The organism is Pseudomonas sp. WP18 (assembly GCF_036689585.1).
GTDB lineage: Bacteria > Pseudomonadota > Gammaproteobacteria > Pseudomonadales > Pseudomonadaceae > Aquipseudomonas > Aquipseudomonas chlororaphis_E.
Genome location: NZ_CP144758.1, coordinates 5,697,295 through 5,722,279, shown reverse-complemented (window position 1 = coordinate 5,722,279; position 24,985 = coordinate 5,697,295). Strand labels below are relative to the sequence as shown.

At 63.0% G+C, this 24,985-nt stretch carries 19 protein-coding genes and 1 tRNA gene; 3 read left to right on the top strand and 17 right to left on the bottom strand.

The features are described from left to right. Positions 1-6: 6 nt before the first annotated feature. The 16 genes from V5F23_RS25560 to rpsU all read right to left on the bottom strand — a co-directional run bounded on the left by V5F23_RS25560 (position 7) and on the right by rpsU (position 22,185). Complete coding sequence (locus V5F23_RS25560) at positions 7-1,836, bottom strand: S9 family peptidase (protein ID WP_338496940.1); 1,830 nt, start codon at positions 1,834-1,836, stop codon at positions 7-9. After that, positions 1,802-2,971, bottom strand: coding sequence for a pyrroloquinoline quinone biosynthesis protein PqqE (gene pqqE / locus V5F23_RS25555; protein WP_338496938.1), 1,170 nt, complete (start codon positions 2,969-2,971; stop codon positions 1,802-1,804). The genes V5F23_RS25560 and pqqE overlap by 35 nt, the downstream gene beginning before the upstream one ends. Beyond that, positions 2,943-3,218 (bottom strand): pyrroloquinoline quinone biosynthesis peptide chaperone PqqD, encoded by a 276-nt coding sequence (pqqD, locus tag V5F23_RS25550; RefSeq protein ID WP_042730665.1) that lies wholly within the window; start codon positions 3,216-3,218, stop codon positions 2,943-2,945. Before pqqD ends, pqqE begins: the two co-directional genes overlap by 29 nt. After that, positions 3,215-3,967, bottom strand: coding sequence for a pyrroloquinoline-quinone synthase PqqC (gene pqqC / locus V5F23_RS25545; protein ID WP_047735939.1), 753 nt, complete (start codon positions 3,965-3,967; stop codon positions 3,215-3,217). Before pqqC ends, pqqD begins: the two co-directional genes overlap by 4 nt. Before the next feature lie 213 nt (positions 3,968-4,180). Further along, positions 4,181-5,092: a pyrroloquinoline quinone biosynthesis protein PqqB gene (gene pqqB / locus V5F23_RS25540; protein WP_338496936.1), complete on the bottom strand. Its 912-nt coding sequence runs from the start codon at positions 5,090-5,092 to the stop codon at positions 4,181-4,183. 80 nt (positions 5,093-5,172) lie between these two features. Then, entirely contained in the window at positions 5,173-5,247 is a 75-nt protein-coding gene (gene pqqA, locus V5F23_RS25535; RefSeq protein ID WP_003177660.1) for a pyrroloquinoline quinone precursor peptide PqqA, read from the bottom strand. A gap of 156 nt (positions 5,248-5,403) precedes the next feature. After that, the gene (pqqF, locus tag V5F23_RS25530) at positions 5,404-7,842 is read right to left on the bottom strand and encodes a pyrroloquinoline quinone biosynthesis protein PqqF (RefSeq protein ID WP_212803088.1); all 2,439 of its coding nucleotides are present in this window, start codon (positions 7,840-7,842) and stop codon (positions 5,404-5,406) included. Between the two features lie 48 nt (positions 7,843-7,890). Beyond that, positions 7,891-8,685, bottom strand: a complete 795-nt coding sequence (locus V5F23_RS25525; RefSeq protein ID WP_042729758.1) for a carbon-nitrogen hydrolase family protein — start codon at positions 8,683-8,685, stop codon at positions 7,891-7,893. 12 nt (positions 8,686-8,697) lie between these two features. Further along, on the bottom strand, positions 8,698-10,380 hold the full coding sequence (locus tag V5F23_RS25520) for an NAD(P)/FAD-dependent oxidoreductase (protein ID WP_042729757.1): 1,683 nt from the start codon (positions 10,378-10,380) through the stop codon (positions 8,698-8,700). Between the two features lie 267 nt (positions 10,381-10,647). Further along, the gene (locus V5F23_RS25515) at positions 10,648-11,109 is read right to left on the bottom strand and encodes an Lrp/AsnC family transcriptional regulator (protein WP_042729756.1); all 462 of its coding nucleotides are present in this window, start codon (positions 11,107-11,109) and stop codon (positions 10,648-10,650) included. Between the two features lie 35 nt (positions 11,110-11,144). Then, a complete protein-coding gene (locus V5F23_RS25510) occupies positions 11,145-13,613 on the bottom strand; it encodes a hypothetical protein (RefSeq protein ID WP_338496934.1) in 2,469 nt (822 codons plus the stop codon). Between the two features lie 43 nt (positions 13,614-13,656). After that, positions 13,657-13,733 (bottom strand) — tRNA-Ile (locus V5F23_RS25505). Between the two features lie 15 nt (positions 13,734-13,748). Then, positions 13,749-17,492 carry an EAL domain-containing protein gene (locus V5F23_RS25500; protein ID WP_338496932.1) on the bottom strand — a complete coding sequence of 1,248 codons (3,744 nt, stop codon included), beginning with the start codon at positions 17,490-17,492 and terminating at the stop codon, positions 13,749-13,751. A gap of 126 nt (positions 17,493-17,618) precedes the next feature. Beyond that, positions 17,619-19,466, bottom strand: a complete 1,848-nt coding sequence (gene rpoD, locus V5F23_RS25495) for an RNA polymerase sigma factor RpoD (RefSeq protein WP_042729754.1) — start codon at positions 19,464-19,466, stop codon at positions 17,619-17,621. A gap of 67 nt (positions 19,467-19,533) precedes the next feature. Further along, a complete protein-coding gene (gene dnaG / locus V5F23_RS25490; protein WP_042729753.1) occupies positions 19,534-21,492 on the bottom strand; it encodes a DNA primase in 1,959 nt (652 codons plus the stop codon). A 477-nt stretch (positions 21,493-21,969) separates the two neighbouring features. Then, on the bottom strand, positions 21,970-22,185 hold the full coding sequence (gene rpsU, locus V5F23_RS25485) for a 30S ribosomal protein S21 (RefSeq protein WP_002551877.1): 216 nt from the start codon (positions 22,183-22,185) through the stop codon (positions 21,970-21,972). 199 nt (positions 22,186-22,384) lie between these two features. Here rpsU and tsaD point away from each other — a divergent pair, with 199 nt between their 5' ends. Beyond that, on the top strand, positions 22,385-23,410 hold the full coding sequence (gene tsaD, locus V5F23_RS25480) for a tRNA (adenosine(37)-N6)-threonylcarbamoyltransferase complex transferase subunit TsaD (RefSeq protein WP_338496930.1): 1,026 nt from the start codon (positions 22,385-22,387) through the stop codon (positions 23,408-23,410). 51 nt (positions 23,411-23,461) lie between these two features. Here tsaD and plsY read toward each other — a convergent pair whose 3' ends face one another. Next, positions 23,462-24,031 carry a glycerol-3-phosphate 1-O-acyltransferase PlsY gene (gene plsY / locus V5F23_RS25475; RefSeq protein WP_003206189.1) on the bottom strand — a complete coding sequence of 190 codons (570 nt, stop codon included), beginning with the start codon at positions 24,029-24,031 and terminating at the stop codon, positions 23,462-23,464. A gap of 74 nt (positions 24,032-24,105) precedes the next feature. Here plsY and folB point away from each other — a divergent pair, with 74 nt between their 5' ends. Next, complete coding sequence (gene folB / locus V5F23_RS25470; protein WP_018607238.1) at positions 24,106-24,459, top strand: dihydroneopterin aldolase; 354 nt, start codon at positions 24,106-24,108, stop codon at positions 24,457-24,459. Continuing rightward, positions 24,450-24,974 (top strand): 2-amino-4-hydroxy-6-hydroxymethyldihydropteridine diphosphokinase, encoded by a 525-nt coding sequence (gene folK / locus V5F23_RS25465; protein ID WP_042729751.1) that lies wholly within the window; start codon positions 24,450-24,452, stop codon positions 24,972-24,974. Before folB ends, folK begins: the two co-directional genes overlap by 10 nt. Positions 24,975-24,985: the final 11 nt, after the last annotated feature.

Genomic DNA, 24,985 nt, shown 5'->3' with positions numbered 1-24,985 from the left:
ATTTCCCTAGACAACGCCGCCCATCACCTTGCGATAGAACAACCACTCATGCTCCAGCGCATGGGCCTGGTTCACCGCCTTGCGAAAACCGTGGCGCTCATCCGGATAATAATGGGCCTCGACCGTGACGCCGTTGTCCTCCAGCGCACGGACCATGTCGCGGGTCTGCTGTGGCACGACCACGGCATCCAGTTCCCCTTGAAAGAAGATCACCGGTGTGCGGATTCGATCCGCGTGTAGCAGCGGCGTGCGTGAGCGGTAGCGTTCGACGTCCCGTTGCGGGTCGCCAATCAGCCAGTCCAGGTAATCGCCTTCGAACTTGTGCGTGGCGCGGGCCAGGGCGACAGGATCGCTGACGCCATAGAGGCTGGCGCCGGCCTGGAACACCTCTCGAAACGCCAGGGCGCAAAGAGCCGTGTAGCCGCCGGCGCTGCCGCCACGGATGAACGCATGTTCACCGTCGACCAGGCCCTGCTCGGCGAGGTAGGCGACCACCGCGCAGGCATCCTCGACATCCACCACCCCCCAATTCAGGTGCAAGGCTTGTCGATAGGCCCGGCCATAGCCGCTGCTGCCACGGTAATTGAGGTCGGCAACGGCAAAGCCGCGGTGGGTCCAATACTGAATGCGAGGATCGAACACCGGGTAGCAGGCCGAGGTGGGACCACCATGGATGAACACCACCAACGGCGGCTTCTCCTGGCTGTCCATGGCCGGGTAAAAGAAGCCATGGGCCTGACCCGCACCGCTGGGGTAGCGCAACGTGCGCGGACGGCTGACCTGCGCGGCGGGCAGTGGCGCGACGCCGCCGGCCAGCACCGCGACGCCGACACTGTGCCGCTCGATCGCGATCACCGCTGACGGTAGGGTGGGCGAGGCGGCGATGGCATAGATGAACTGCTCGTCCAGGGCCAGGCTGCGAAAGCGCGTGTAGGCGCCGGTGTAGTCCTGGCTTGCGTTCCCGCTGCAACACAGGCCCAGCCGGCCAAACCCCGCTTCGGTCCAACTCGCCAGGTAAGTGTGTTCGTCCAGCGGCAGCCAGGTGCAACCACCCATTTGCCACGGCGCCGGTGCGTGATCGGCTTGAGCGGCGGGCAGTGGTTGCAAGCCGTCGGCCGATTCGATCCAGGGCTGCCAGTAACCGCCGCGATCGGTCAGGCAGTAAAGACGATTCGAAGCATCGAAACGTGGCTGCTGGATGGACTCTTCGGCAGCATCGCCGGCCACACAGCGTGGCTCGCCCCACCCCGAGCCCTTGCGTTCGGCCAGCATCAATCGCGTGGCCGTCCAGGGCTGATGCGGCCGGCTCCATTCGATCCACGCCAGTCGCTGGCCGTCGGCGCTGACGGTCGGCGAGGCGTAGAAATCCGCGCCTTCGGCCAGCAATTGACGCTGACGGTCCGCCAGGCCGATGGCCACCAGCCGATGCCGATCGGCCTGCTGCTCCACCGCCAGTACCTGGCCGCGGGCGACGCTGAGGTCTCCATGGCGACAGTCGCCCGAGGTCAGTGCCGCGGGGCGTTCGGCCCCCAGTGCCTGGCGATAGATCTGCTGGTCGGTCTCATTGACGAACACCACGCCTTCGTCGTCCAGGCAAAACGCACCGCCGCCGTATTCGTAGACGCGGCTGTTGGCGCTGAACCCGTCCGGGGTCAGGCATCGTGCCTGGGCGCCTTGCCAATGCCAGATCCGGCAGGCCCCGTCGCCAGGCCGGTATTCATTCCAGAACAGGCCCAGCGGGCTTACCCGCAGCTCGGCGAAGTCGGTGCCGGCGGCAACGGCCTGGGCGGCGCTGAACGGATCAGCTTTTGGCGATGAGGCGTGAGTTTCGTTCATTGCGAAAGGCCAGTTGCTCGATGGTCTGGGTGGCGTGCTCGGCGTCTTCGCGAGCCTTGAGAATCACCCCGTGGTGGTCGGATTTGCTGCACACCGGGTCGGCGTTGCTGGCATCGCCCGTGAGCATGAAGGCCTGGCAGCGACAGCCACCGAAATCCTGCTCCTTTTCATCGCAGGAACGGCAGGGCTCGGGCATCCAATCGTAGCCGCGAAAGCGGTTGAAGCCGAACGAGTCGTACCAGATGTGCTGCATGCTGTGGTCGCGCACATTGGGAAACTGCACCGGCAACTGTCGGGCGCCGTGACAGGGTAGGGCGGTGCCGTCCGGGGTGACGGTCAGGAAGAGGCTGCCCCAGCCATTCATGCAGGCCTTGGGGCGCTCCTCGTAGTAGTCCGGGGTGACGAAGATCAACTTGCACGGGTGGCCTTCGGCCTCAAGCTTGGCGCGATATTCGTTGGTAATGCGCTCGGCGCGCACCAATTGTTCCCGGGTGGGCAGCAACCCGACGCGATTGAGCTGCGCCCAGCCGTAGAACTGGCACGTGGCAAGTTCGACGAAGTCGGCCTCCAGGGCAATGCACAGTTCGATGATGCGGTCGATCCTGTCGATGTTGTGCCGGTGGGTGACGAAGTTCAGCACCATCGGATAACCGTGGGCCTTCACCGCCCGGGCCATTTCGAGTTTTTGCGCAAAGGCTTTCTTCGAGCCGGCCAGCAGGTTGTTCACCTGTTCGTCGCTGGCCTGGAAGCTGATCTGGATATGGTCCAGGCCGGCCTTCTTGAAGTCGCTGATCTTCTGCTCGGTCAAGCCGATGCCGGAGGTGATCAGGTTGGTGTAGAAGCCCAGCCTGCGGGCCTCGCCGATCAGCTCGGCCAGGTCCTGGCGTACCAGCGGCTCGCCACCGGAAAAACCCAGTTGCGCGGCGCCCATTTCCCGGGCTTCGCGAAACACCTTGAACCACTGCTCGGTGCTCAGCTCCTTGCCTTGTTCGGCGAAGTCCAGCGGGTTGGAGCAGTACGGGCATTGCAGCGGGCAGCGATAAGTCAGCTCCGCCAGCAACCATAGCGGCAGGCCGACTTCGGGTTTGGCCGGCAGGCCGCTGGCCTCAGGCAAGTTCGATCCAGTGTTCTGCACGGGCGACCTCCATGAATTGCTCGATGTCGTCACCGAGTTCCGGCACGTCCGGGAACTGTTTGGCCAGTTCGCCGATGATGGCCGCGACATCCCGCTCGCCGTCGATCAGGCCGCCGATCAGCGCCGCGCTGTCGTTGAGCTTGATCATGCCTTCAGGATAGAGCAGCACGTGGCCTTTCTGTGCCGGTTCGTACTGGAAGCGATAGCCGGGACGCCAGCGAGGGGTTTTGCTGCGGTCGAAACTCATAGGGGGATTCCTGTGTGCCACACCCGTTCTCCGGTCACGCTGTGATAGGGCGGGCGATTCAATTCGTAGGCCATGCTCATGGCGTCGAGCATGCTCCAGAGGATGTCCAGTTTGAACTGGAGGATTTGCAGCATGCGCTCCTGGCCTTCGCGAGTGGTGTAGTGCTGCAGGGTAATTGCCAGCCCATGTTCGACATCGCGGCGGGCCTGGCCCAGGCGGGTGCGGAAGTACTCATAGCCGGCCGGGTCGATCCATGGGTAATGCTGCGGCCAGCTGTCCAGGCGCGACTGGTGGATCTGCGGGGCGAACAATTCGGTCAACGAGCTGCTGGCGGCTTCTTGCCAACTGGCCCGGCGGGCAAAGTTGACGTAGGCGTCCACGGCGAAGCGCACCCCCGGCAGCACCAGCTCCTGGGAGCGCAGTTGATCGGGGTCCAGGCCCACGGCCTGGCCCAGCCGTAGCCAGGCCTCGATACCGCCGTCTTCGCCGGGCGCGCCATCATGGTCGAGCAGGCGCTGGATCCACTCGCGACGGATTTCCCGGTCCGGGCAATTGGCCAGGATTGCGGCATCCTTGAGCGGGATGTTCACCTGGTAGTAAAAGCGATTCGCGACCCAGCCCTGGATCTGCTCGCGAGTGGCGCGGCCTTCATACATCGCCACGTGATACGGGTGATGGATGTGGTAATACGCACCCTTGGCACGCAGGGCCGCTTCGAACTCGGCGGGGGACAGGGGGGTGTCAGTCATTTTGATTCTCCGGGAAATGCCCGTGGGGTCTGTGGCGTCAGGGCTGGCCCCATCGCGAGCAAGCTCGCTCCCACAGTAATTCGAGTTGCATTGGATATCCGATTCACAGCAAAACCAGTGTGGGAGCGAGCTTGCTCGCGAAGGCGTCCTCTCAGCCAGCACAAGCGTTGACTGACGCACCGCAAGCTCACCCCCACATTGGTTCCACTCTTCTTACAACTCAATACTCATCCCGTCGTAAGACACTTCAATCTTTCGGCGTACAAGCTCGGCCCGCTCGGGCGAGTCTTCATCGAGGATCGGGTTGGTGTTGTTGATATGGATAAGGATCTTGCGCTGGTTGGGCAGTTGTTCCAGCACCTCCAGCATCCCGCCGGGGCCGTTCTGGGCCAGGTGCCCCATCTCGCGGCCGGTGCGGGTGCCGACGCCACGGCGTTGCATCTCATCGTCGTCCCACATCGTGCCGTCCACCAGCAGGCAGTCGCTGCCGGCCATGATCTCCAGCAGCGGCCCATCGACCTTGCCCAGGCCCGGAGCGTAGAACAGCTTGCCGCCGGTGCGCAGGTCTTCGACGATCAGGCTGATGTTATCGCCCGGGTGCGGGTCGAAGCGGTGCGGTGAATAGGGCGGCGCGGCGCTGCGCAGGGGCAGTGGCGTGAAACGCAGGTTCGGGCAGGCGGCGATGGTGAAGCTTTGGTCGAGCTCGATACGATTCCAGCTCAACCCGCCGTTCCAGTGCGTCAACATGTTGAACAGCGGAAAACCGGTGCTCAGGTCCTCATGGACCATGTCGGTGCACCACACCTGGTGCGGGCAACCTTCACGCAGGCTCAGCAGGCCGGTGGTGTGGTCGATCTGGCTGTCCATCAGGATGATGGCGCCAATGCCGGTGTCCCGCAGGGCCCGGCCAGGCTGCATCGGGGCGAAGCTTTGGAGTTGCGCGCGAATGTCCGGGGAAGCGTTGCACAACACCCAACTCACGCCGTCATCGGAAATCGCGATGGACGACTGGGTGCGCGCCTGGGCCCGCAGGCTGCCGTTGCGAAAACCTGCGCAATTGACGCAGTTGCAGTTCCACTGGGGGAAACCGCCGCCGGCGGCGGAACCTAGAATCTGGACAAACATGGCCACTCCATCTGCAAACCAAAATAAAAACGCCCCGGTTGACCGAGGCGTTGTGCTGCGTGCTCAAGTGCCTGCAACGATCAACGGCTGGCGAAGTACATGGTGACTTCGAAACCGATACGCAGGTCGATATATGCGGGTTTGGACCAGGACATGGGAATACTCCTTTGGTTGGGGTGAGACGGTTGGGATCTATACATATAGTCCACCTCCGTTGGGAGATGTTCAGATGCTTAGGCGACTATGTTACTAAATTAAACAATTTTCAGGCCGCGATTCTCGGAGAAAGCTCTTTGCAGCGCCGGTAACGATCAGTCCCAGCTTTGCCACGGCGAACCCCCGCCGGCCCCGTTGGCCAGGCAAAACCAGCTGCCTTCGGCATCGATCAGGCGCTGGGCGGCTGCCATTAACCGCGTCCGATCCACCTGTTGGAGAGCCTCAGGCAAGCGTTGGGGGTAATCCGACGGGTGGCCGGCCAGCCGGGCTTGCCAGAGCAGCTCGGCCGCTTGCGGAGCCGGCAGGACATCCCCCTGGAGCTGAGCAGCGAGGCTGCGTTGCGAGTTGCCCAGGGCCAGGTCCTCGGTCTGCTCGATCAAGTCCGGCAGGTCATTGAGGAACTGCTCGATATGCCCGATCAGCGTCGTGGCGCACGCATGGGGCGACTGGACGCCGAACAGCAGGCCGGTGTGCCCGTCGAGCTGTTTCAAGCCACTGAACACGCCATAGCCCAGTTGTAGGTCGACCCGCAGGCGCTGATAAAACGGCGCCTGGCACAACTGCGCCAACAGCCGCCATTCGGCCTCGTCCGACAGCGTCGTAGTGGGTGCCGGACAAAACAACAACACGGCGTGTTCGTCGCCATGGGTCTGCAGGTTTTTCCATAGGCGCCGCCCTGCGGGCCATTTCAGCGGATCGGAGTCCTGGCTGCCGATGCCCGGCACCCGGGCCAGCACCGGGCCCATGGCCCCTTGAGCCACCGTTGAAAGCCCCACGGCCAGTCCATCCCACTGGGCGCTTGCCCAGAGGTCCTCATCGCGAGCCCCAATGGGCAATGGCGGTACCGATAAACGGCTGCAACACCCCGGCAGGGCCTTCAATAGATGTCGAATCGGCATCGGCGGCGCTTCGTGTGCGGCGCGGGCCGTTGGCAGCGGCTCCCCCAGTTTCGCCAGCACATGTTCGAGCACCGACGGCATGGGCGCTTGCAGGCCCACCAGTTTCAACAGCCATTGGTGGCCGGACGGCTCGAAGGTGATGTCCACGCCGGCCTGGCGGGCATCCTCGTACAGGTCGTGCAGATGCCGGTCGAGCCTGGTCTGAAGGTCCGGCGGTGCCTGGGTGGTCAAGCGCCAGCGCAGGTACACCGCGCCTTCGCGGTTGTGGTTCGCCAGCGCCGGGCTGAACGACATGGGCGAGCGCTCTCGGCGGCCCCGGGAGCGGTCCTGGGCGAAGGTGCGCAACCCGCGATGGGCGCTGGTCTGGCCGCGTATCAGGCCGGCGCGGGGCGCTTCGTCGGGTGTTTGCAGGAAGGGGTTGGGCGCGGGCAAATGCCATTCGCCGATCACATCAGTGGCCGGGTGCAATTGCCTGAGGATTTCCCTGAGTCTCGCGAGGTCGTGCTCCGACAGGGGCGCATCGAGCCCTTCGCTGTCCCAGCGAGCGAGTTGCAACGCCGAACCGGTTTCCTGCCGACGCTGCAAGCGGGCGCTGAACGCGCTGCGCAACGACGCCCAGTCATCCTGGGCGGCAAAGAAACCCAGCCAATCGTGGAGTAACGCCTGGATGTCGTTCGACGCTTGATCAGCGATGAGCTTGAGTTCGAGGTGCAACAGCGCTTGCCCGGCAAATTCATGCAACACGCTGGCCTTGAGGCTGTCCGCCAGGCCACGCTGACGCAACGCTGCCAGCAGGCCGCCCGGCTTGCTGGATTCCAGCCACGTGCAGAGAAACGCCAGGGCTTGGGGCGAGGCGTCAGGAAGTTGTTCGAAGGCAAACAGCAGGTCGAGGCTGTCATTGTCGAGCTGTTGATAGTGAGGCTGGGCCGTTGCCATCAACGGCGGCGGCAGTTGCCTGCGCACCGCTTCGCCCCTTGGCAGTTGCTCACCGAATTGTTCGGCCAGCGCCATCAGCGCCTCGACGCTCTGCGGGCCCACCAGGCTCAGGCGCATTTGGCCACTCTGGTAAAACCGTTGGTAGAAGCTGTGCAAGGCCGCTTGGAATTCGGCTTGAGAAACCGCCAGGCTGTCGCGGTTGCCGGCATAAAAGCCGCGTAGCGGATGGGTCGCCGACAGCCCATTGTGCAGGGCAAGCTGTCGCTGGGCGGTCGCGTCTTGGGACCAGGCGACGAACTCAGCCTGGAGCACTTCTCGTTCGCGCAACTGATCGGCTTCATCCAGGCGCGGATGCGTAAGCATGTCCCCGAGCCGTTCAAGTCCGCCGCTGAAGGCCGCTGGGGGGACTTCGAAGAAGAAGTCGGTGGTGCGTTCGCTGGTGCGTGCGTTGACCTGACCGCCGTGCCGTTGCACGTAGGCCATCAGGTTCTCGCCGACGGGGAAACGCTGGGTACCCAGGAAGAACAGATGTTCGAGCAGATGCGCCATTCCAGGCCAGGCCAGGGGCTCGTCATGGCTGCCGGCCGCCACCCGCAGCACGGCGGCGCTGCGCTTCAGGCCAGGGACGTGACGCACGGTCACCTGCAGGCCGTTGGCCAGGGTTTCAGGAGTCAGGCGAGGGGAATCGGGGGCCGGCATGAGCGCTTCCAGGACAGAGATGCGCTCATGCTAGCGGATTAGACCGTGTCAGTGCTTGTGCAAGTCGCCGTAAAGCTCTGGGCGGCGATCGTGCAAGTAGTTGTAGGCTGTGCGAGCGTCGTCCATCACTTGCCGATCCAGTTCCCCCACGATCAAGGCCTCGTCCAACCCCGCCAACGCGGCCCGGCTGCCATCCGGCGCGGCAATGCTGCTTTGGCCGCAGTACTGCAGTTCACCCTCGTGGCCGCAGTAGTTGGCGTAGGCCACGAAACACTGGTTCTCGATGGCCCGGGCGCGCACGGTGACATCGGCGATGAAGTCATAAGGCTGCATATTGGCGGTCGGCACCAGGATCAGTTCGGCACCGGCCAGGGCCAGGCGCCGGGCGTTCTCCGGGAACTCCAGGTCGTAGCAGATCAACATGCCGAGCTTCCAGCCATTGAGCTCCACGATCGGCAGCGCATTGTCCCCGGCGCTGAACATCGCGTGATCGAGATCGCCGAACAAGTGGCTTTTGCGGTAGTTGGCCAGGCGTTCGCCCTGGGCGTCGATCAATTGCACCGCGTTGTAGATCTGCCCGTCTTCGCTGCGTTCGGGGTAGCCATAGACAATCGCCAGCCCGGCCGCCTTGGCAATGCGGCCGACCTGTTGCGCCCATTCGCCGTTATAGACCTCGGCCAATACGTTCACCGCGTCGACGCCGATGTTGTAGCCGGTCAGGAACATCTCCGGCAGCACCAGCACATCGGCGCCCCTGGCTTCCAGCGCGATCTGGTGCAGGCGTTGCAGGTTAGCGGCCGGATCCAGTGGCAACGGTGGGCATTGATAGAGGGCTACGCGCATCGACAACTCCTTTTATTCAGGCAGGGCGATCGGACCGATCTCATGGAACACATCGCCTGGACCCGGGTTCTCGGCGTGGGTCTTTCCGCCGAAGTGCTTCATGATTCCCCACACGGCATTGAGCGAGGTCTGTACCGCGCCTTCAACCCAGGCGGGTGTCCATGAGACGTCATCGCCGGCGATAAAGATCCCGCGTTGTTCAGCCGGCATGTCGTCCTGCATGAAATGCGCGTACATGCGCTGGTTGTAGCGATAGTGGCCGGGCAGGGCGCCCTTGAAGGCACCGAGGAAATGCGGGTCGGCTTCCCAGGACACGGTGATCGGGTCGCCGATGATCCGCGCGGCGATGTCCACCTTGGGGTAGATTTTTTTCAGCGCGTCGAGGGCCAGCTTCACCCGTTTCTCCACCGGGTGCGGGAGCATTTTCAGCGCATCGCTCATCCAGGAGTAGGACAGGCAAATCACCCCCGGCTTGTCGTCGCCGTTGTCGAACAGGTACGTGCCGCGGGTCAGGCGATCGGTCAGGGTCATGCTCATCAGGTCGCGGCCGGTTTCCGGGTCCTTGTCCTTCCAGAACGGCCGGTCGACCATCACGAACGTCTTCGACGATTGCATGTAGCGGGTGCGGTCCAGGGCCATCCACATCTTCTGCGAGAACAGCGCCTCTTCGCATTCGATCTGGGTGGTCAGCAGCCAGCTCTGGCAGGTGACCAGTACGGCGGCATATTCGCGGGTGTCGCCCCAGACGTCCGTCACGCTGAAGCGATCGTCGGCGGCCCGGGCGATGCGCTTCACGCCGCTGCGCGGAGCGCCCAGGTGCAACGAACTCAGGCTGGTGCCCTGGGGCCAGTGCGCGCAGCGTTCCGGCACGTGCTTCCAGATGCCGTAGGGCACTTGCTCGACGCCACCGACGACCAGGTGCTGGTGATCGTCGCAGTTGGTCATCACCACGCGGAAAATTTCCAGCATCGAGTTGGGGAAGTCCGAATCCCAGCCACCCGTGCCGAAACCGACCTGGCCGAACACCTCGCGGTGTTGGAAAGAGAGTTTGGCGAAGGCCTTGGAAGTGGCCACGAAGTCGTAGAACGTGCGGTCATCCCACAGGGGGACGAGGGTGTTCCACAGTGCCTTTAGGCGCGGCACGTCGCGGTCGCGGATCGCCTGCTGGATCTCGCCGAAGCGCGAGCGATCCTCCAGGGCGTCGGCCCAGGCGTCCGCCACTTCCTGGAACAAGGCCGGCAGGTCGGCCATTTTCTCGGCGTAGTAGGTCTGGCCCTCGAGGTCGATGACCGTGCTGCCCGAGGCTGGGGTCAACGGGTTGGGAAACGGTTTGGTTTCCAGGCCCAGCTTGTCGACGTAGTGGTAGAACGCCGTGGAAGACACCGGGAAACGCATGCCGCCCAACTCGGCGATCACCCCTTCGGCGCCATTGAATGGTTGGGAGCGCAGCCGCCCACCCATTTTCGACGCTTCATAGACCACGGGCTTGAGGCCCAGCTTCATCAATTCGTACGCCGCCACCAGCCCGGCGATCCCGGCCCCGACAATCGCCACCTCCGCACCCAGGTTCTCGGCAGGAATGCTGCCCAGCCCCGCCGGGTGCTCGATCCAGTCGTCAAAAGCGAAAGGGAAGTCCGGCCCGAAGATAGTGATGGGTTTCTTACCGTCTGCTGGATGGCGATTGTGCTTGTTCATGGCGGACCTTGATGGGCGACTCGACGCAAAGCTCGCGTCTGAGTATAGGAAAGATGCCAGCCATTCTAGGGAGTGGGAGATACGTTAATAAGACACAATATGTCGTCATTTTTATGTGTGATGAGTCGATTTGACGTATTTGACAGTCTTAATGACAAAAATCCTTCCCGTGGGAACGAGCCTGCTCACGAAGGACGTATGTCTGCGATGCAGGCACTGCCTGGTCTCACGCAATCACGAGCAGCCGCGCGCTCACAAGTGCGGGTTCTAGAGCGGCTGGCCCCGGTCGATCTTGCTGCTGAGGATGATCGAGGTGGTGGTCTTTTCCACGCCGTCCACGCTGCCGATCTGGTCCAGCAACTGATCCAGCTGTTCTGGCGAATCGGTGCGCAGCCAGGCCACGTAATCGAACTCGCCACTGACGGCACAAAGCTGCTGGACCTGGGCCATGGCGCTCAGGCGCCGCAGCACGTCCTTGCCGGAGCGCGGCTGGACCTTGATGCCGACGTAGGCCTGCAAGCCGCCATCAATCAGCCGCTGGCCGAGGCGTACGCCGTATCCGGTGATGACCTTGGTCTTTTCCAGGCGCGCCAGTCGTGAGGTCACGGTCGTCCGGGCGATGCCCAGTTGCCGGGCGAGCATGGCGACGCTTTCCCGGGCATTGATTTGCAGGGCCGCGATCAGTTGGCGGTCGATTTCGTCGAGGACGGGGGGACGGGTGTCAGCCAAGGCGGGCTCCGGCGTGGGCGTTGTGGGCGAACATGTTACAGGTTCTCTGGCTGGAAATAGCCGATGGCCGGTAATGTCAGCGCGCGCCAGGCAGGCGCCAAGTGTGTTTGCGTGGCCCTGAGCCAGATACCGTCCTGGCAGACCAGCGGTTCAATAGGCAATTGCAGCAGCGCGGCCAGCAGCAAGGACTGCACGGAGCCCGGGTCATCATCGTCCTCGGCTGCCCAATCCCGTTCGAAACACCGGACCTGCACATGCTCGTTGCCGAAGCGTTCGAACAGCGGACGGTTGCCCAGCCATTGCGGGTGCACCCGCAGCGTGTGTTCCTGGACATCGAGCAGCAGCAACTGCCAGCCTCGATAGCGGCCACAAAGCTCGGTTACATCTGTCGCCATGCGGGTCAGGGCGAGATAGCGGCCTTTCGGTGACCAGATCATTGAAGGCGCCAGCTCGTTCAGCGCGCAGCCAGAGGCTGTCAGCAGGTGGCCGCCGAGCCGTGGCGAGCTGGCGCGGATCCAGCTGTCGCCGTACTCCGTTTCACTGCCGAACAGCCAGGCGGCGTCCTGGCCTCCCGGTGCGGGCTGGATAAAATCGCCGTCGGCATTGGCCACCTGGGGGCGATCCACTTGGCGCCAGGGGGCGACGCTGTGTAGCTGAGAGCCGGTCACGCGCAGCTCTACGGCGTTGTAGAACAGCCGGGATCGCTCGTCGGGATGAAAGAACGACGGATCGCTGCCGACCGGTGGCGCAGGGATGTCGAAGCGTTGCAGTGCATTGCCTTCAAGGTCCTGGCCCAGGCGGCCGGCAATCGTCGCCAGGCTCAGCAGGCCATTACGGAAATCAAGCACGCGGGCCACCCACAGGGGCGGTCCTTGCAACAGGCTGCGTGCCGGCACATCGACCACCACCGCATGGGTGGCCAACGTCATCGTTTCGGCAAAAGGCAACAGCGCCAGATACCGTCCGCAGTCCGACACCCGATGATCCAGCAGCCAGCGCCCAGGCAGTTGCCAGTCACCGATCTGGCAACGATAAGCGCCCATGCCGGCGTGATTGTCGGTCAGCCAGGTCAGGTGGGCGCAGAGGCCACCCAGCAACGGCTGTGTCTCGATGAACGCGTCACCTCGTCGGCCCTCACTGTCCAACGGCAGCACGATGCTCATCCGGGTCAACTGAAACTCGGCCACCTGCACGCGACCCTGGGCATCGTGACCTGCCTGGGTTTCGGTATCGCCGTGGATGCTGTCGAGGCGGTAGCCATGCCGGCCAAGGGACGGGCGTGGGTAATCCAGGTACGCACCTATGCGCACATGATGGGCGTCGAGACCGAGCACGTCGTTCCAGTAAAAGGATGGCTCAACGTCATGCTTCACCCAAGGCGAGGGAAGGGCGCGCCAGCCCTGGTCGGCGTGCCACAACCAGTACCGGTCGCCCTCGGAACTGTCGCCCTGCTCCTGGGCCTGGCACACCAGAGCGCGCTGATCGGAGCTCCAGACAATGGCCGTATCGGCGGCCATCAACAGGCCGGAGGGCTGCTCATTGACGCTGATGGCATAGCGCGGTGACACCAGCGGCGCCAGGGGTTGGGGCAGGTCGCGAAACACCGGAGGCAGTGAAAGCCTGCCCGTCAGGCAGTGTTGCCCGTCGGCAGAGCGGCGCTCGATCGTGTGCGCGATAGCGTCCGGGTAAATGCCAGGTTCCAGCCAGAGGTCGGCGACGGGTACCAGTTCGGCGACGCGGGCGGTTTGCAGCAGTTCATCGAGCCGGGCCTGGCGGGCGCCATCGTCCACCAGCGGGCTATGGCGACCCGCCAACCCGTTGAGGTCCAGCGTGTCCAATTCCCAGAACTCGCTGTTGTCGCAGCGATAGACCCGCCGCTGCTGGCGGTCAAGCACGACCAACCCCCAAGCCTGCCGGGACGGTACGGTTGCCGCAAAGTAACGTCCATCCGCCGAGAACACCGCCGAAGACCCGAGACCTTGTAACAGCACACCGTCGGGGAACAGGTAGTCGCAATAGGTCGGGCCCCCCATCGCGATTTCACTGTGATTGAACGTCCGGATCGGCTCGCCCTCGGGCGTCAACTGCGGCTCGCCGCCACCCCAGGCACTCGGGCCCTTGACCGGTTCCACCACCAGGCCAAGGCGCCGCTCCCACGTGCTGACGCCCGCGAGCCCGCCGATGATCGCGGCGATCGCCGCCAGGATGCCCCACCACTCGGGCAGCGCCCTGCCCAGGCTGAAGCCCAGGCCAAACACCGCGCCAATCGTCAATCGGGCCAGGCCTCGGGCGGTCGATCGAAAGCCCAGGCGCACCGCCAGACCCATCGACACGCCGAGCAACAGCACCGTCAGCAAGGCCAACACCGGCGGCATCACCGTGACGAAAAAGGCCGGCACCACCAGGATGCCCAGTTGCCAGAACAGATCGAGAAACAGTCGGGGGAGGCTGGGGCTGGCGATGATGGACGTCTCTGGGAGGGGAGGGAGGAACGAGGCAACCACCCTCTCAAAAACGCAAAAGCCGCGCAATGCGCGGCTTTCAATTTGGTGGGCCCACACGGACTTGAACCGTGGACCAAAGGATTATGAGTCCTCTGCTCTAACCAACTGAGCTATAGGCCCTCAGTAGGCCGCGGATTATAGCGACGGTTTCTCGGCTGTGCTATCCGAATAATCCGATACGGTCACACGCAGGAACGTGGCGGCGAACTCGGCGGCGCACAGCGGCAGGCTGACGATGTAGCCCTGGATTTGTTCGCAACCTTCTTCGGTGAGGAACTGCTGTTGGGCCAGGGTCTCGACGCCCTCGGCGATGATGGTGAATTGCATGCTGCGGCCCAGGGCGATGATGGCCCGTACGATGGCGGCGTCGTGGGGGTCGTCGGGCAGGCCGCGGACGAAGGACTGGTCGATCTTGAGGATGTCCAGCGGCAGACGCTTGAGGTAGCTCAGGGAGGAATAACCGGTGCCGAAGTCGTCGATGGCCAGTTGCACGCCGAGTTTTTTCAGTTGGTGCAGCACCATCAGGGCTTCTTCAGCCTGGCTCATGATGAAGTTTTCGGTGATTTCCAGTTGCAACAGACCCGGTTCGAGCTGGTTCTCCCGCAGCAATTGTTCGATGCGCCCCAGCAGGTTGGGTTGGCGTAGCTGGGCGCCGGCCAGGTTGACCGACAACGGGCCGAGGCTTTCGTAGGTGCTGTTCCATTCGCACAGTTGCCGACACGCGCGCTCCAGTACCCAATCGCCGATCTGCAGGATCATGCCGTTTTCTTCGGCCAGGGGAATGAAGTGCTCCGGCGGCACGTCGCCAAACGTCGGGTGGTACCAGCGAATCAGCGCCTCGGCCCCCACCAGTCGGTTGTCGGCGAGGCTGATTTTCGGCTGGAAGGACAGCGACAGTTCATTGCGCTCGATCGCCCGGCGCAGCTCGTGCTCCAGGGCCACGCGCTCGCTGGCCTGGGCAGTGAGGTCGCGAGTGTAGCTTTCCACCCGGTTGCGGCCCTTGGCCTTGGAGCGGTACATCGCCGCGTCGGCGTTCTTGACCAGCGTGGCAACGTCGCAACCGTCCTGTGGATAAAGACTGGTGCCGATGCTGGCGCTGATGAAGAACTCGTGTTCGCCGGCCTGGAATGGCGCGGTAAAACAGTTCAACAGCTTCTGGGCGATGTGCTCGGCGTCGCTGGGTTGCTGCAAGCCGGGCAGCAGGATGATGAACTCGTCGCCGCCCAGGCGAGCCACGGTGTCGATATCACGCAGTTGCTCGCGCAAGCGCACGGCGATGCCCTTGAGCAGTAGGTCGCCGACCGGGTGCCCGAGGCTGTCGTTGATGTGCTTGAAACGGTCCAGGTCGAGAAACAGCACCGCGCCCTGGCCACCTTGCTCCTGCTGGCTGGTCAAGGCTGTCAGCAGGCGGCTTTCGAACAGGGTGCGATTCGGCAGGCCGGTAAGCGGGTCGTGGTGAGCCTGGTAATCAAGCCGGGCCTGGGCATGCTTGAGGCTGGAGATGTCGGCAAACACCGCCACGAAATGGGTGATCTGTTGTTCCCGGTTGCGCACCGCGCTGATGGTCAGCCAGCTGGGGTACAGCTCGCCGTTCTTGCGCCGGTTGGAGATCTCCCCCTGCCAGTGCCCCTCCGCCGTCAACTGGTGCCACATCGCGGCGTAGAACGCGCTGTCATGCAGGCCGGAAGCCAGCAGGCGCGGTGTATGGCCCAAGGCTTCGGTCTCGCTGTAGCCGGTGATTTCGGTGAAGGCGCGGTTCACTGCACTGATGTGTTGTTGCGTATCGGTGATCAACACGCCTTCGGCGGTGCTTTCGAACACGGTGGCCGCCTGTTGCAGCTTTTCCTGCATCAAGTGGCGTTCGGTGATGTCCCGGGCGATGGTCAGCATGCAGTCTTCGTCGCCGATGGGCAGCGGTCGGCTGGACACTTCGCAGAGCCGGATCTGCCCGTCATTGCGCCGGATATGGCAACTGAAATCCCGCACGAAACCGTCGCGCTGCAACAGGTCGAGCATCTGTTTGCGTTCGTTGAGATTGACCCAGATGCCGAGGTCCAGGGTCGAGCGGTCCACCGACAAGGCACTGTTGAAGCCGGTGATGCGGCTGAAGCCTTCGTTGACCTCGATCAGCAGGCCGTCGCTTTGCCGGGACAGCAGCAAGCCATCCGGTGACGCGTGGAACGCCTTGGCAAACTTCTCTTCGGAGGTCTGCAACTGTTGCTGGGTTTCCTTCAACTGGCTGATGTCACGCACTACCACGACCAGGGCCGGCGTGGTGTCGAGGTCAAACGGCTCGGCGGAAATCAGCCCGGTGAACGCCTGGCCGTTGCTGCGGCGGAAAGGCATCTCCAGGTTGCGGATGCTTCCGGCCTGCAGGCGTTGCAACAGGCTCGGCCCCACCCCCTGGATGCCCCAGATGTCGAGGTCGGTCGCGGTCCGACCCACCACCTCGGCGGCGCTCAGGCCGATCTGCTCCTCGAAAGCGCTGTTGACCTCCAGCAGGCAGCCGTCGAGCAGGCGCGCAATCACCAGAATGTCTGGGCACTGGCGGAACACCGAGGCGAATTTCTGTTCGGACAGGCGCAAGGCTTCCTCGGTGCGCTTGGCCTCGCTGATGTCGATCATCAGCCCGCGCATCACGGGTTCATGGGCATGTTCGATCAGGCTGACGATGTCGCGCACCCACAGGCAGCGGCCGTCGGCGGTGAGTACGCGGTAATCGATGCAATGGTCGCGGCCGGCGAGCACTTCCTGGTTGCAATAGGTCTCGGCGCGGGTCAGGTCGGCCGGGTGAATGATATTGCGCCAGAACCCCGGGATCAGCCAGTGGGCGAGGGGGTAGCCCAGCAGTTCTTCGGCGTGGGGTGACACGTAGCTGTAGGTGAAGTCGCTGACCCGGGCCTCCCAGGCAATGGCCGACAGGCTTTCCACCAGTCCGCGGTAATGATATTCGCTGCTGCGCAACTCCTGCTCCAGCTCGACGCGCCGGGCGATCTCCGAGCTGAGACGACGGTTGATGCGAATCACCACCGCCAGGATGCCCACCAGGAGCAGCAGGGCCGGCAGGCCGTAGACCACCAGGTCCGACCAGAACTGGCGGTAGTCATGCACATTGCCGACCCATTTCGCCTGGATCTCGCTGACCTGGGTCGGGCTCATGTCAGCCAGGACCTTGTCCAGGATGCCCACCAGGATCTTGCTGTCCCGTGGGACGGCCATCGCCAATTGGTAGCGGTAGGGCGTTTCCCCGCTGACATAAAGGCCTTCGAGCTTGAGTTGGCGCAGGCTCCAGACGCTGGAGGCCAGGTCGCCGACCACGGCGTCCACTTCGTCGGTCGCCAGGGCTTGCAGGGCTGAGCTGACGTTGGGCAGCGCCACCAGATTCAGGTCGGGGTGATGATTGCGCAACAGCTCGTGGGGAGCGTAGTTCTCCACCACGGCGATTTTCAACCCGTACAGGTCTTCCAGTTTATGGGGTTGGGCGCCGCCGCGGTGGGCCAGGATGACAATGGGGAAGTCGAGGTAGGGACGGGTGAAGGCCAGGTAATTCTGGCGTTCGGGGGTGGACATGATGCCCGGCAGAAGGTCGATCTTGCCCTGTACGACCTGCTCCAGCACCTCCGTCCAGGTGGCCGGCTCGATCGGGACGATCTTGATGGCCAGCCGCTCGCGGAGGATGTCGACGTAGTCGGCGGCCAGGCCCTGGTAACGACCCTGGTCGTCGCGAAACTCAAACGGCGGCCAGGAGGCATCGATGCCCAGTCGCAGGTCGGGATGGTCCTTGAGCCAGCGTTGCTCCTCGTCGGTGAGCGTGAACGCGCCAGCTGTTGCGGTCCATGTCATCAATGACAACAAAAGCGCGGCCGTCAGTCTGGGCATCACTGTCTCGTCAATGGTTCGGGGAGGATGTTTCGAGTGTAGACGGCCAACGGGGCGGGGAGGGCGTAACGGAGGGTTTTTATCGACACATGGCAAAACCCCCGGCAGGGCCGGGGGGTTTGGGGGTCACTCGTCGAGGAAGGAGCGCAGATGTTCGCTTCGCGTCGGGTGGCGCAGTTTGCGCAACGCCTTGGCTTCGATCTGACGGATCCGCTCACGGGTCACATCGAACTGCTTACCGACTTCCTCAAGGGTGTGGTCGGTATTCATGTCGATGCCGAAGCGCATGCGCAGTACCTTGGCTTCACGTGCGGTGAGGCCCGAGAGTACTTCGCGGGTCGCTTCCTTGAGGCTCTCTACGGTGGCGACATCTATCGGCGACTGCATGGTGGAGTCTTCGATGAAGTCACCCAGATGGGAGTCTTCGTCATCACCGATCGGGGTTTCCATGGAGATCGGCTCTTTGGCGATCTTCAGTACCTTGCGGATCTTGTCCTCAGGCATTTCCATGCGTTCGCCCAGCTCTTCCGGCGTCGGTTCGCGACCCATTTCCTGCAGCATCTGCCGGGAAATACGGTTGAGCTTGTTGATCGTCTCGATCATGTGCACCGGGATACGGATGGTGCGGGCCTGGTCGGCGATCGAGCGAGTGATCGCCTGACGAATCCACCAGGTGGCATAGGTCGAGAACTTGTAGCCGCGACGGTATTCGAACTTGTCCACCGCTTTCATCAGGCCGATGTTGCCTTCCTGGATCAGGTCGAGGAATTGCAGGCCACGGTTGGTGTACTTCTTGGCGATGGAGATCACCAGACGCAAGTTCGCTTCAACCATCTCTTTCTTCGCACGGCGGGCCTTGGCCTCACCGATGGACATGCGACGGTTGATGTCCTTGATTTCCGCAATGCTCAGGCCGGTCTCGGTTTCCAGCGCGCTCAGTTTCTGCTGGCAACGCACGATGTCCGGTTGCAGGCGGGCAATGGCTTCGGCGTACTTGCTCTTGCCTTTGGCCAGTGCGTCGGTCCAGCTTTCGTCGACTTCGTTGCCGGGGAACTGACGCAGGAAGTCGGCACGCGGCATGCGGGCATCACGCACGCACAGCTGCATGATCGCGCGCTCTTGCTGACGCAGGCGATCCAGGGCGCTGCGAACACGCTCGACCAGGCCTTCGAATTGCTTGGGCACCAGCTTGATCGGCATGAACAGCTCGGCCAGGGCCAACAGTTCGGCAATCGCCGCCTTGTTGTTGCGACCGTGCTTCTTCAGCGCCTTGCGGGTGATTTCCATCTGGTCGGCCACAGCGCCGAAACGCTGTGCAGCGATGATCGGATCCGGACCGCTTTCGGCTTCTTCTTCGTCGTCACCGGCTTCGGCGTCTTCGTCATCGTTGTCGTCGTCGGCCTTGGCGGCTTTCGCGTCGATCGGTGGCGGTACTTCGGCGGCAGGCGGCGCGATGCCGTCGTCCGGGTCGATGTAGCCGCTCAGGACGTCGGACAGGCGACCACCTTCGGTGGTGACGCGGTTGTACTCGGAAAGAATATGGTCAACCGTGCCAGGGAAGTGCGCGATTGCGCCCATCACTTCACGGATGCCTTCTTCAATACGCTTGGCGATTTCGATCTCGCCTTCACGTGTGAGGAGTTCTACCGTACCCATTTCGCGCATGTACATGCGCACCGGGTCGGTGGTGCGACCAATGTCGGTCTCGACCGCCGCCAGCGCTGCGGCTGCTTCTTCAGCGGCCGCCTCGTCGGTATCGGCGTCGGCCAGCATAAGGGCATCCTTATCTGGCGCAACCTCGAATACGTTGATCCCCATGTCGTTGATCATGCGGATGATGTCTTCCACCTGTTCCGGATCTGAAATATCCTCCGGCAGGTGGTCGTTGACCTCCGCGTAAGTCAGGTAGCCCTGCTCACGACCCAATAGGATCAACTCTTTGATACGAGACTGCTGTTGCGCTTTTCCGGACATAACACCCTATCCACTGAAGGTCTTGGCGGGCAAAAAACAAGCCGAGGATTATACCTGAGCTGTGACCTCACGCGCCAGTTGAGGTCGGGTTTGATGCGCAAACATTGCGGCTGAGTAAGTCGCGCAATTGGTTTTTCTCTTCGCTGGTCAGCTCGCTCTGGCGAGCTTTTCGCAGAAGTTGTTCCAGGTTTCGCTCGCGTTGGCGGGCGGACAAGCTAGTAATGGTGTCGAAAAACTGTTGTTCAAGGTTGTCTCCGTCAATCAGCCACTCCTTCTCGGCCAGGGCCTTCAACAGGCGCCCCTGCTCGGTGCCGTGCCACCTCGCGATCAACTGGAAAGAGTTTAGCCTGGGGTTCTTCTGCACGGCCTCGAGAAGGGCGACCAGCAATTGCGTATTGCTGTGGTCCTCGGCGGCGAAATGCCCGGCATCCTCGACTTTTTCGGCCAGTTGCGGGTGATGCAGCAAGGTGCGCAACGCGGCCAGTGTTGGTGGTTCGACGGCGGCCGGGACCCGCGGGGCACGTGGTTGGTCGCGATCGCCACGCTTGCCGTTCTTGTCCCAGGGTTTTTTGTCCCATTTCTTGCCGCCGCTGCCGGGCTTCTTCGGCGTCCACTCCTGCTGGGGAGCGTAATCCTGCTGGGGTTGATGATAGTCGGCGAAGTCCGGCATCGCGTCGTAGTCGATGCCCGGGTCGTAGGCCGGCGGGGCCTCCTGGGGCGCGCTGTGGACCAGTTGATTGACCGCCTCGCTGTTGAGGCCGGTGATCTCGGTCAGGCGCTGGCGCATCAGGATGCGCAGGTTGGCCCCTGGCACCTTGTCGATCAGTGGCGCCGCGAGGGTGGCCATGTGGGCCTTGCCTTCGAGGGAGCGCGGGTCGGCTTCTTCTGTCAGTTGCTGGAAAAAATAATCGGCCAGCGGCTGGGCGTGCTGGTTGATCCGCGCGCGGAAGGCGTCCGTACCTTCGGAACGCACCAGAGTGTCCGGGTCCTCGCCTTCGGGCAGGAACAGGAAGCGGGCACGCCGTCCGTCCTGCAGGCAGGGCAGGGTAGCCTCCAGCGCGCGCCAGGCGGCGTTACGACCGGCCTGGTCGCCGTCGAAGCAGAACAGCACGTTGGGCACGACGCGGAACAGGCGCTTCATGTGTTCTTCGCTGGTGGCCGTGCCCAGGGTCGCGACGGCGTTACGCAGGCCTTGCTGGGCCAGTGCGATCACGTCCATGTAGCCTTCGACGACGATGATTTCGTCGAGGTTGCGGTTGTTCTTGCGAGCTTCGTACAGGCCATAGAGTTCCTGGCCTTTATGGAAGACCGGGGTTTCCGGGGAGTTCAGGTACTTGGGCTTGTCGTCGCCCAGGACCCGGCCGCCAAAGGCGATGATCCGCCCGCGGGTGTCGCGGATCGGAAACATCACCCGGTCGCGGAAGCGGTCATAGCGCTTGCCGGTCTCGGCGTTTTCGATCAGCAGGCCGGCGTCGATCATGGCACGTTGCTGCAACGTGTCGCTGCTCAGGTGCTTGTACAGGTTGTCCCAGCCCGGCGGGGCAAAGCCGAGGCCAAAGTCCCGGGCGATTTCGCCGGTCAGGCCGCGTCCCTTGAGATAGTCCACCGCCGCCTTGCGCGCGGGATGGCTCTTGAGCGCCTGGCGATAGAACTCGGCCGCCGCTGTCAGCAGGGGATACAGCGGCGAATCGGTCGGTTGGCGGGGCTTGTGCTGCCGGCCGCTTTCCTCGCGAGGAATTTCCATGCCGGCGGCCTTGGCCAGTTCCTCGACGGCCTGGGGGAACTCCAGGTTGTCGTGGTCCATCAGGAAGCCGAGGGCATTGCCGCCCGCGCCGCAGCCGAAGCAGTAGTAGAACTGCTTGTCGGGGCTGACGCTGAAGGACGGGGTTTTTTCCTTGTGGAACGGGCAGCAGGCCGTGTAGTTCTTGCCTGCTTTCTTCATTTGCACGCGAGAGCTGACCACATCGACGATGTCGGTGCGGTTCAGGAGGTCGTCAATAAAGCTCTGGGGAATCAGCCCGGCCATGGCGTTCTCATCATCACTGCGCGAAATAGGAGCCCGGAATCAACAGGCGTAACCGGGGCTTGGTTTGAGACACGGTAAATCGGTGGCTCGACCGGGTTGTCTGCATCATCGCTGTTGGGAAGTGTATCTGCCGAAAATCCACTGACGTTAATGGCAATCAGTATCTGACGGTTTGAATAAGTGTGCTGAGTCCGGTAACGGCCGGTCAGGCCTCGGATAGCTCATGAAGCGGGCACGCAAGCAGGTGCCTTGGGCTGATCGTCGTTAGAGGAATCAGGGTGTGCTCGTCAGTAGCCTTGGAAGGCTCGTCAGAAGAGACGTGCACCGCTGGCAAAAGAGCCAGGTCTGACGCGGTGAAGCAGGTTGTCGCGGTCGCGTCTGCGGCTTTGACGGTGAAGCATCAAGCGTTTTCCGCAAATGCCATAAGCCCGGCTTGAGGGCCGGGCTTGGCAGAAGCTTGCTACGAACGTCTGTGTATTAGTACAGACGTACGGCGCGGCGCTGTTCGCGCTGAACTTTCTTGGCGTGACGCTTAACAGCGGCTGCTGCCTTGCGCTTACGCTCAGAAGTCGGCTTCTCGTAGAATTCGCGGCTACGAACTTCAGCCAGAACACCGGCTTTTTCGCAGGAGCGCTTGAAACGACGCAGAGCTACGTCGAAGGGTTCGTTCTCTTTTACTTTGACGGCTGGCATCCAGAGCTACCTTCATTCATTACCGGGGTCAACATCCTCGCGGCAAAAGAGCACTTGAAGACGTCGGTTTTTAAGGGTTGCGGATGTTAACCCCTCAACGCTCGGAATGCAAAGCCTCTGATCGAAAACCGCTGGTCGGGGCACAACGCGGCGACTATTATGCGCGCCTTCGAATTCAGCCGCTACAAGGCGCAAACCCATGCTAGTACTGGGACTGGAAACTTCCTGCGACGAAACCGGTGTCGCCCTCTACGACAGTGAGCGCGGCCTGCTGGCCGATGCATTGTTCAGTCAGATCGACCTGCACCGCGCCTACGGCGGGGTGGTGCCCGAGCTTGCTTCGCGCGACCACGTCAAGCGCATGCTGCCCTTGATCCGCCAGGTCCTGGCCGAAGCCGACTGCGTGCCGACCGAGGTCGACGCCATTGCCTACACCGCCGGCCCGGGGCTGGTGGGCGCGCTGCTGGTGGGCGCGTCCTGTGCCCAGGCGCTGGCCTTTGCCTGGGGTATTCCGGCCCTGGGCGTGCACCACATGGAAGGCCATTTGCTGGCTCCGATGCTGGAGGCGCAGCCGCCAGAGTTTCCGTTCGTCGCTTTGTTGGTATCGGGCGGTCATACGCAACTGATCCGGGTCGATGGCATCGGCCACTACGAGCTGCTCGGCGAGACCCTCGACGACGCCGCCGGCGAAGCCTTCGACAAAACCGCGAAAATGATGGGCCTCAATTACCCCGGTGGCCCGGAGATCTCCCGCCTGGCGGCCCGGGGTGTCGACGGACGTTTCGTATTCCCGCGCCCGATGTGCGACCGGCCCGGCCTCGATTTCAGTTTCAGTGGCCTGAAAACCTTCGCCCTGAACACCTGGCAGCAATGCGTCAGCGCTGGTGACGACGGCGAACAAGCCCGTTGCGACATCTCGCTGGCGTTCCAGCAGGCCGTGGTAGAGACTTTGACCATCAAGTGCAAGCGTGCCCTGAAGCAGGCCGGGCTCAAGCGGCTGGTGATCGCCGGCGGGGTGAGTGCGAACAAGGCCTTGCGCACGTCGCTGGAGAAAATGCTTGGCGACATGAAGGGCGACGTTTACTACGCCCGGCCGGAGTTCTGCACCGATAACGGCGCGATGATCGCCTTTGCCGGCTGTCAACGCCTGCAGGTCGGCCAGCAGGAAAGCCTGGCGATCAGTGTGCAGGCGCGTTGGCCGATGGAGCAGTTGTCGCCGTTGTAGGGCGTCGGGGAGGTGGGTGTGGAAGAACCCGTGGGTTTTTTCCTGCACCGCCTAGAAATGTCGTTCGCGCCCGGCGAACAGGTCGCGTAGATTGCCCCGATGGCGCCAGACGATCAGTGCCACCAGCGCTGTCATTGGCAGCAACGCGGCCGGTTCCTGCCAGGCCAGCAGCGGCAGGGTCAGCGGTGTAGCGATCAATGCCGCCAGGGAGCTGGTGCGGGTCAGGTAGAACGTCAACAGCCAAGCGCACACCGCCAGCAGGGCCGCGGGCGGGTACAGGCCCAGCAGCATGCCGGCGGCGGTGGCGACACCCTTGCCGCCGCGAAAGCGAAAATACAGCGGGAACAGGTGGCCGATCACGGCGCACACGCCGATCCAGGCCTGTTGTTGCAACGAGAGCCCTGCAAGGCTGGCAATCAGTACGGGTACAAGGCCTTTGCAGAGGTCGCCAAGCAGGGTCAGGATGGCGAGTTTGCGTCCGGCCAGGCGCAGCATGTTGGTGGCGCCGGCATTGCCTGAGCCACTCATTCGCGGATCCGGGCGACCGGTGAGGCGGCTGAGCAAAATGGCGAAGGACAGCGAGCCGAGCAGGTAGGCGAGAATCGCCAGTAACCAAAACATGCTAACTATTCCGGGCGAGGACGCCCTGATTCTAACGGCGCATTGCGCCCTTGTCGTGCTGCGGAGAAGAGTGCTTGGACAGAGTGTTTATCGAGGGCCTGGAAGTCGACACGGTAATCGGTGCCTACGACTGGGAGCGAGGCATCCGACAGTGTCTGCGACTCGACCTGAGTTTTGCCTGGGATAACCGTCCGGCCGCCGCAGGCGATGACCTGACCCTGGCGCTCGACTACGCCAGCGTATCGTCGCGTATCCAGGCGTTTGCCGAGCAAGCCCAGTTCCAACTGGTTGAAACCTTTGCCGAACGACTGGCCCAGGCGCTCATGGACGAATTCAAGATCACCTGGCTGCGGCTGAAAGTGACCAAGCCTGGCGCCGTCCCGGCGGCCAGCGGTGTTGGCGTGGAGATCGAGCGCGGATGTCGCTGACTCAGGTTTTTCTCGGGCTCGGCAGCAATATCGAGCGTGAGACCCATTTGCGCGCCGGTCTCGAAGCCCTGGCGGGTTTTCTGGTGGACATTCATTGTTCGGCCGTCTTCGAGAGCCAGCCGGTGGGCATCAAGAGTGGGCCATTCTTCAACTTCGTCGTGTCGGCCTTCACCGATTTGCCGCTGATGGAGCTGGATCGCCGCCTCAAGTTCATCGAGGCTGACAACGGCCGTTATGCCCCCGATCGCAAGGGACTGCCGCTGGACATCGACGTGTTGCTCTATGGCGAACAGGTCGGCAACTTCGATGGCCTGGTGCTACCGCGGGCGGAAATCCTCAAGAATGCCTTTGTCCTCTGGCCCCTGTCGTTGATTGCGCCGGATCGGGTGCACCCTGGTGTCGGCAAGAGTTTCGCCACGCTGTGGGACGAAGCCCGGATCGACCAGGTACTGGCGCCGGTGGCCTTCGAATGGCGAGGGCAGCCGCTTACGCCTTCAGCCCTGCTGCGTTCCTGATAGCGTCATCG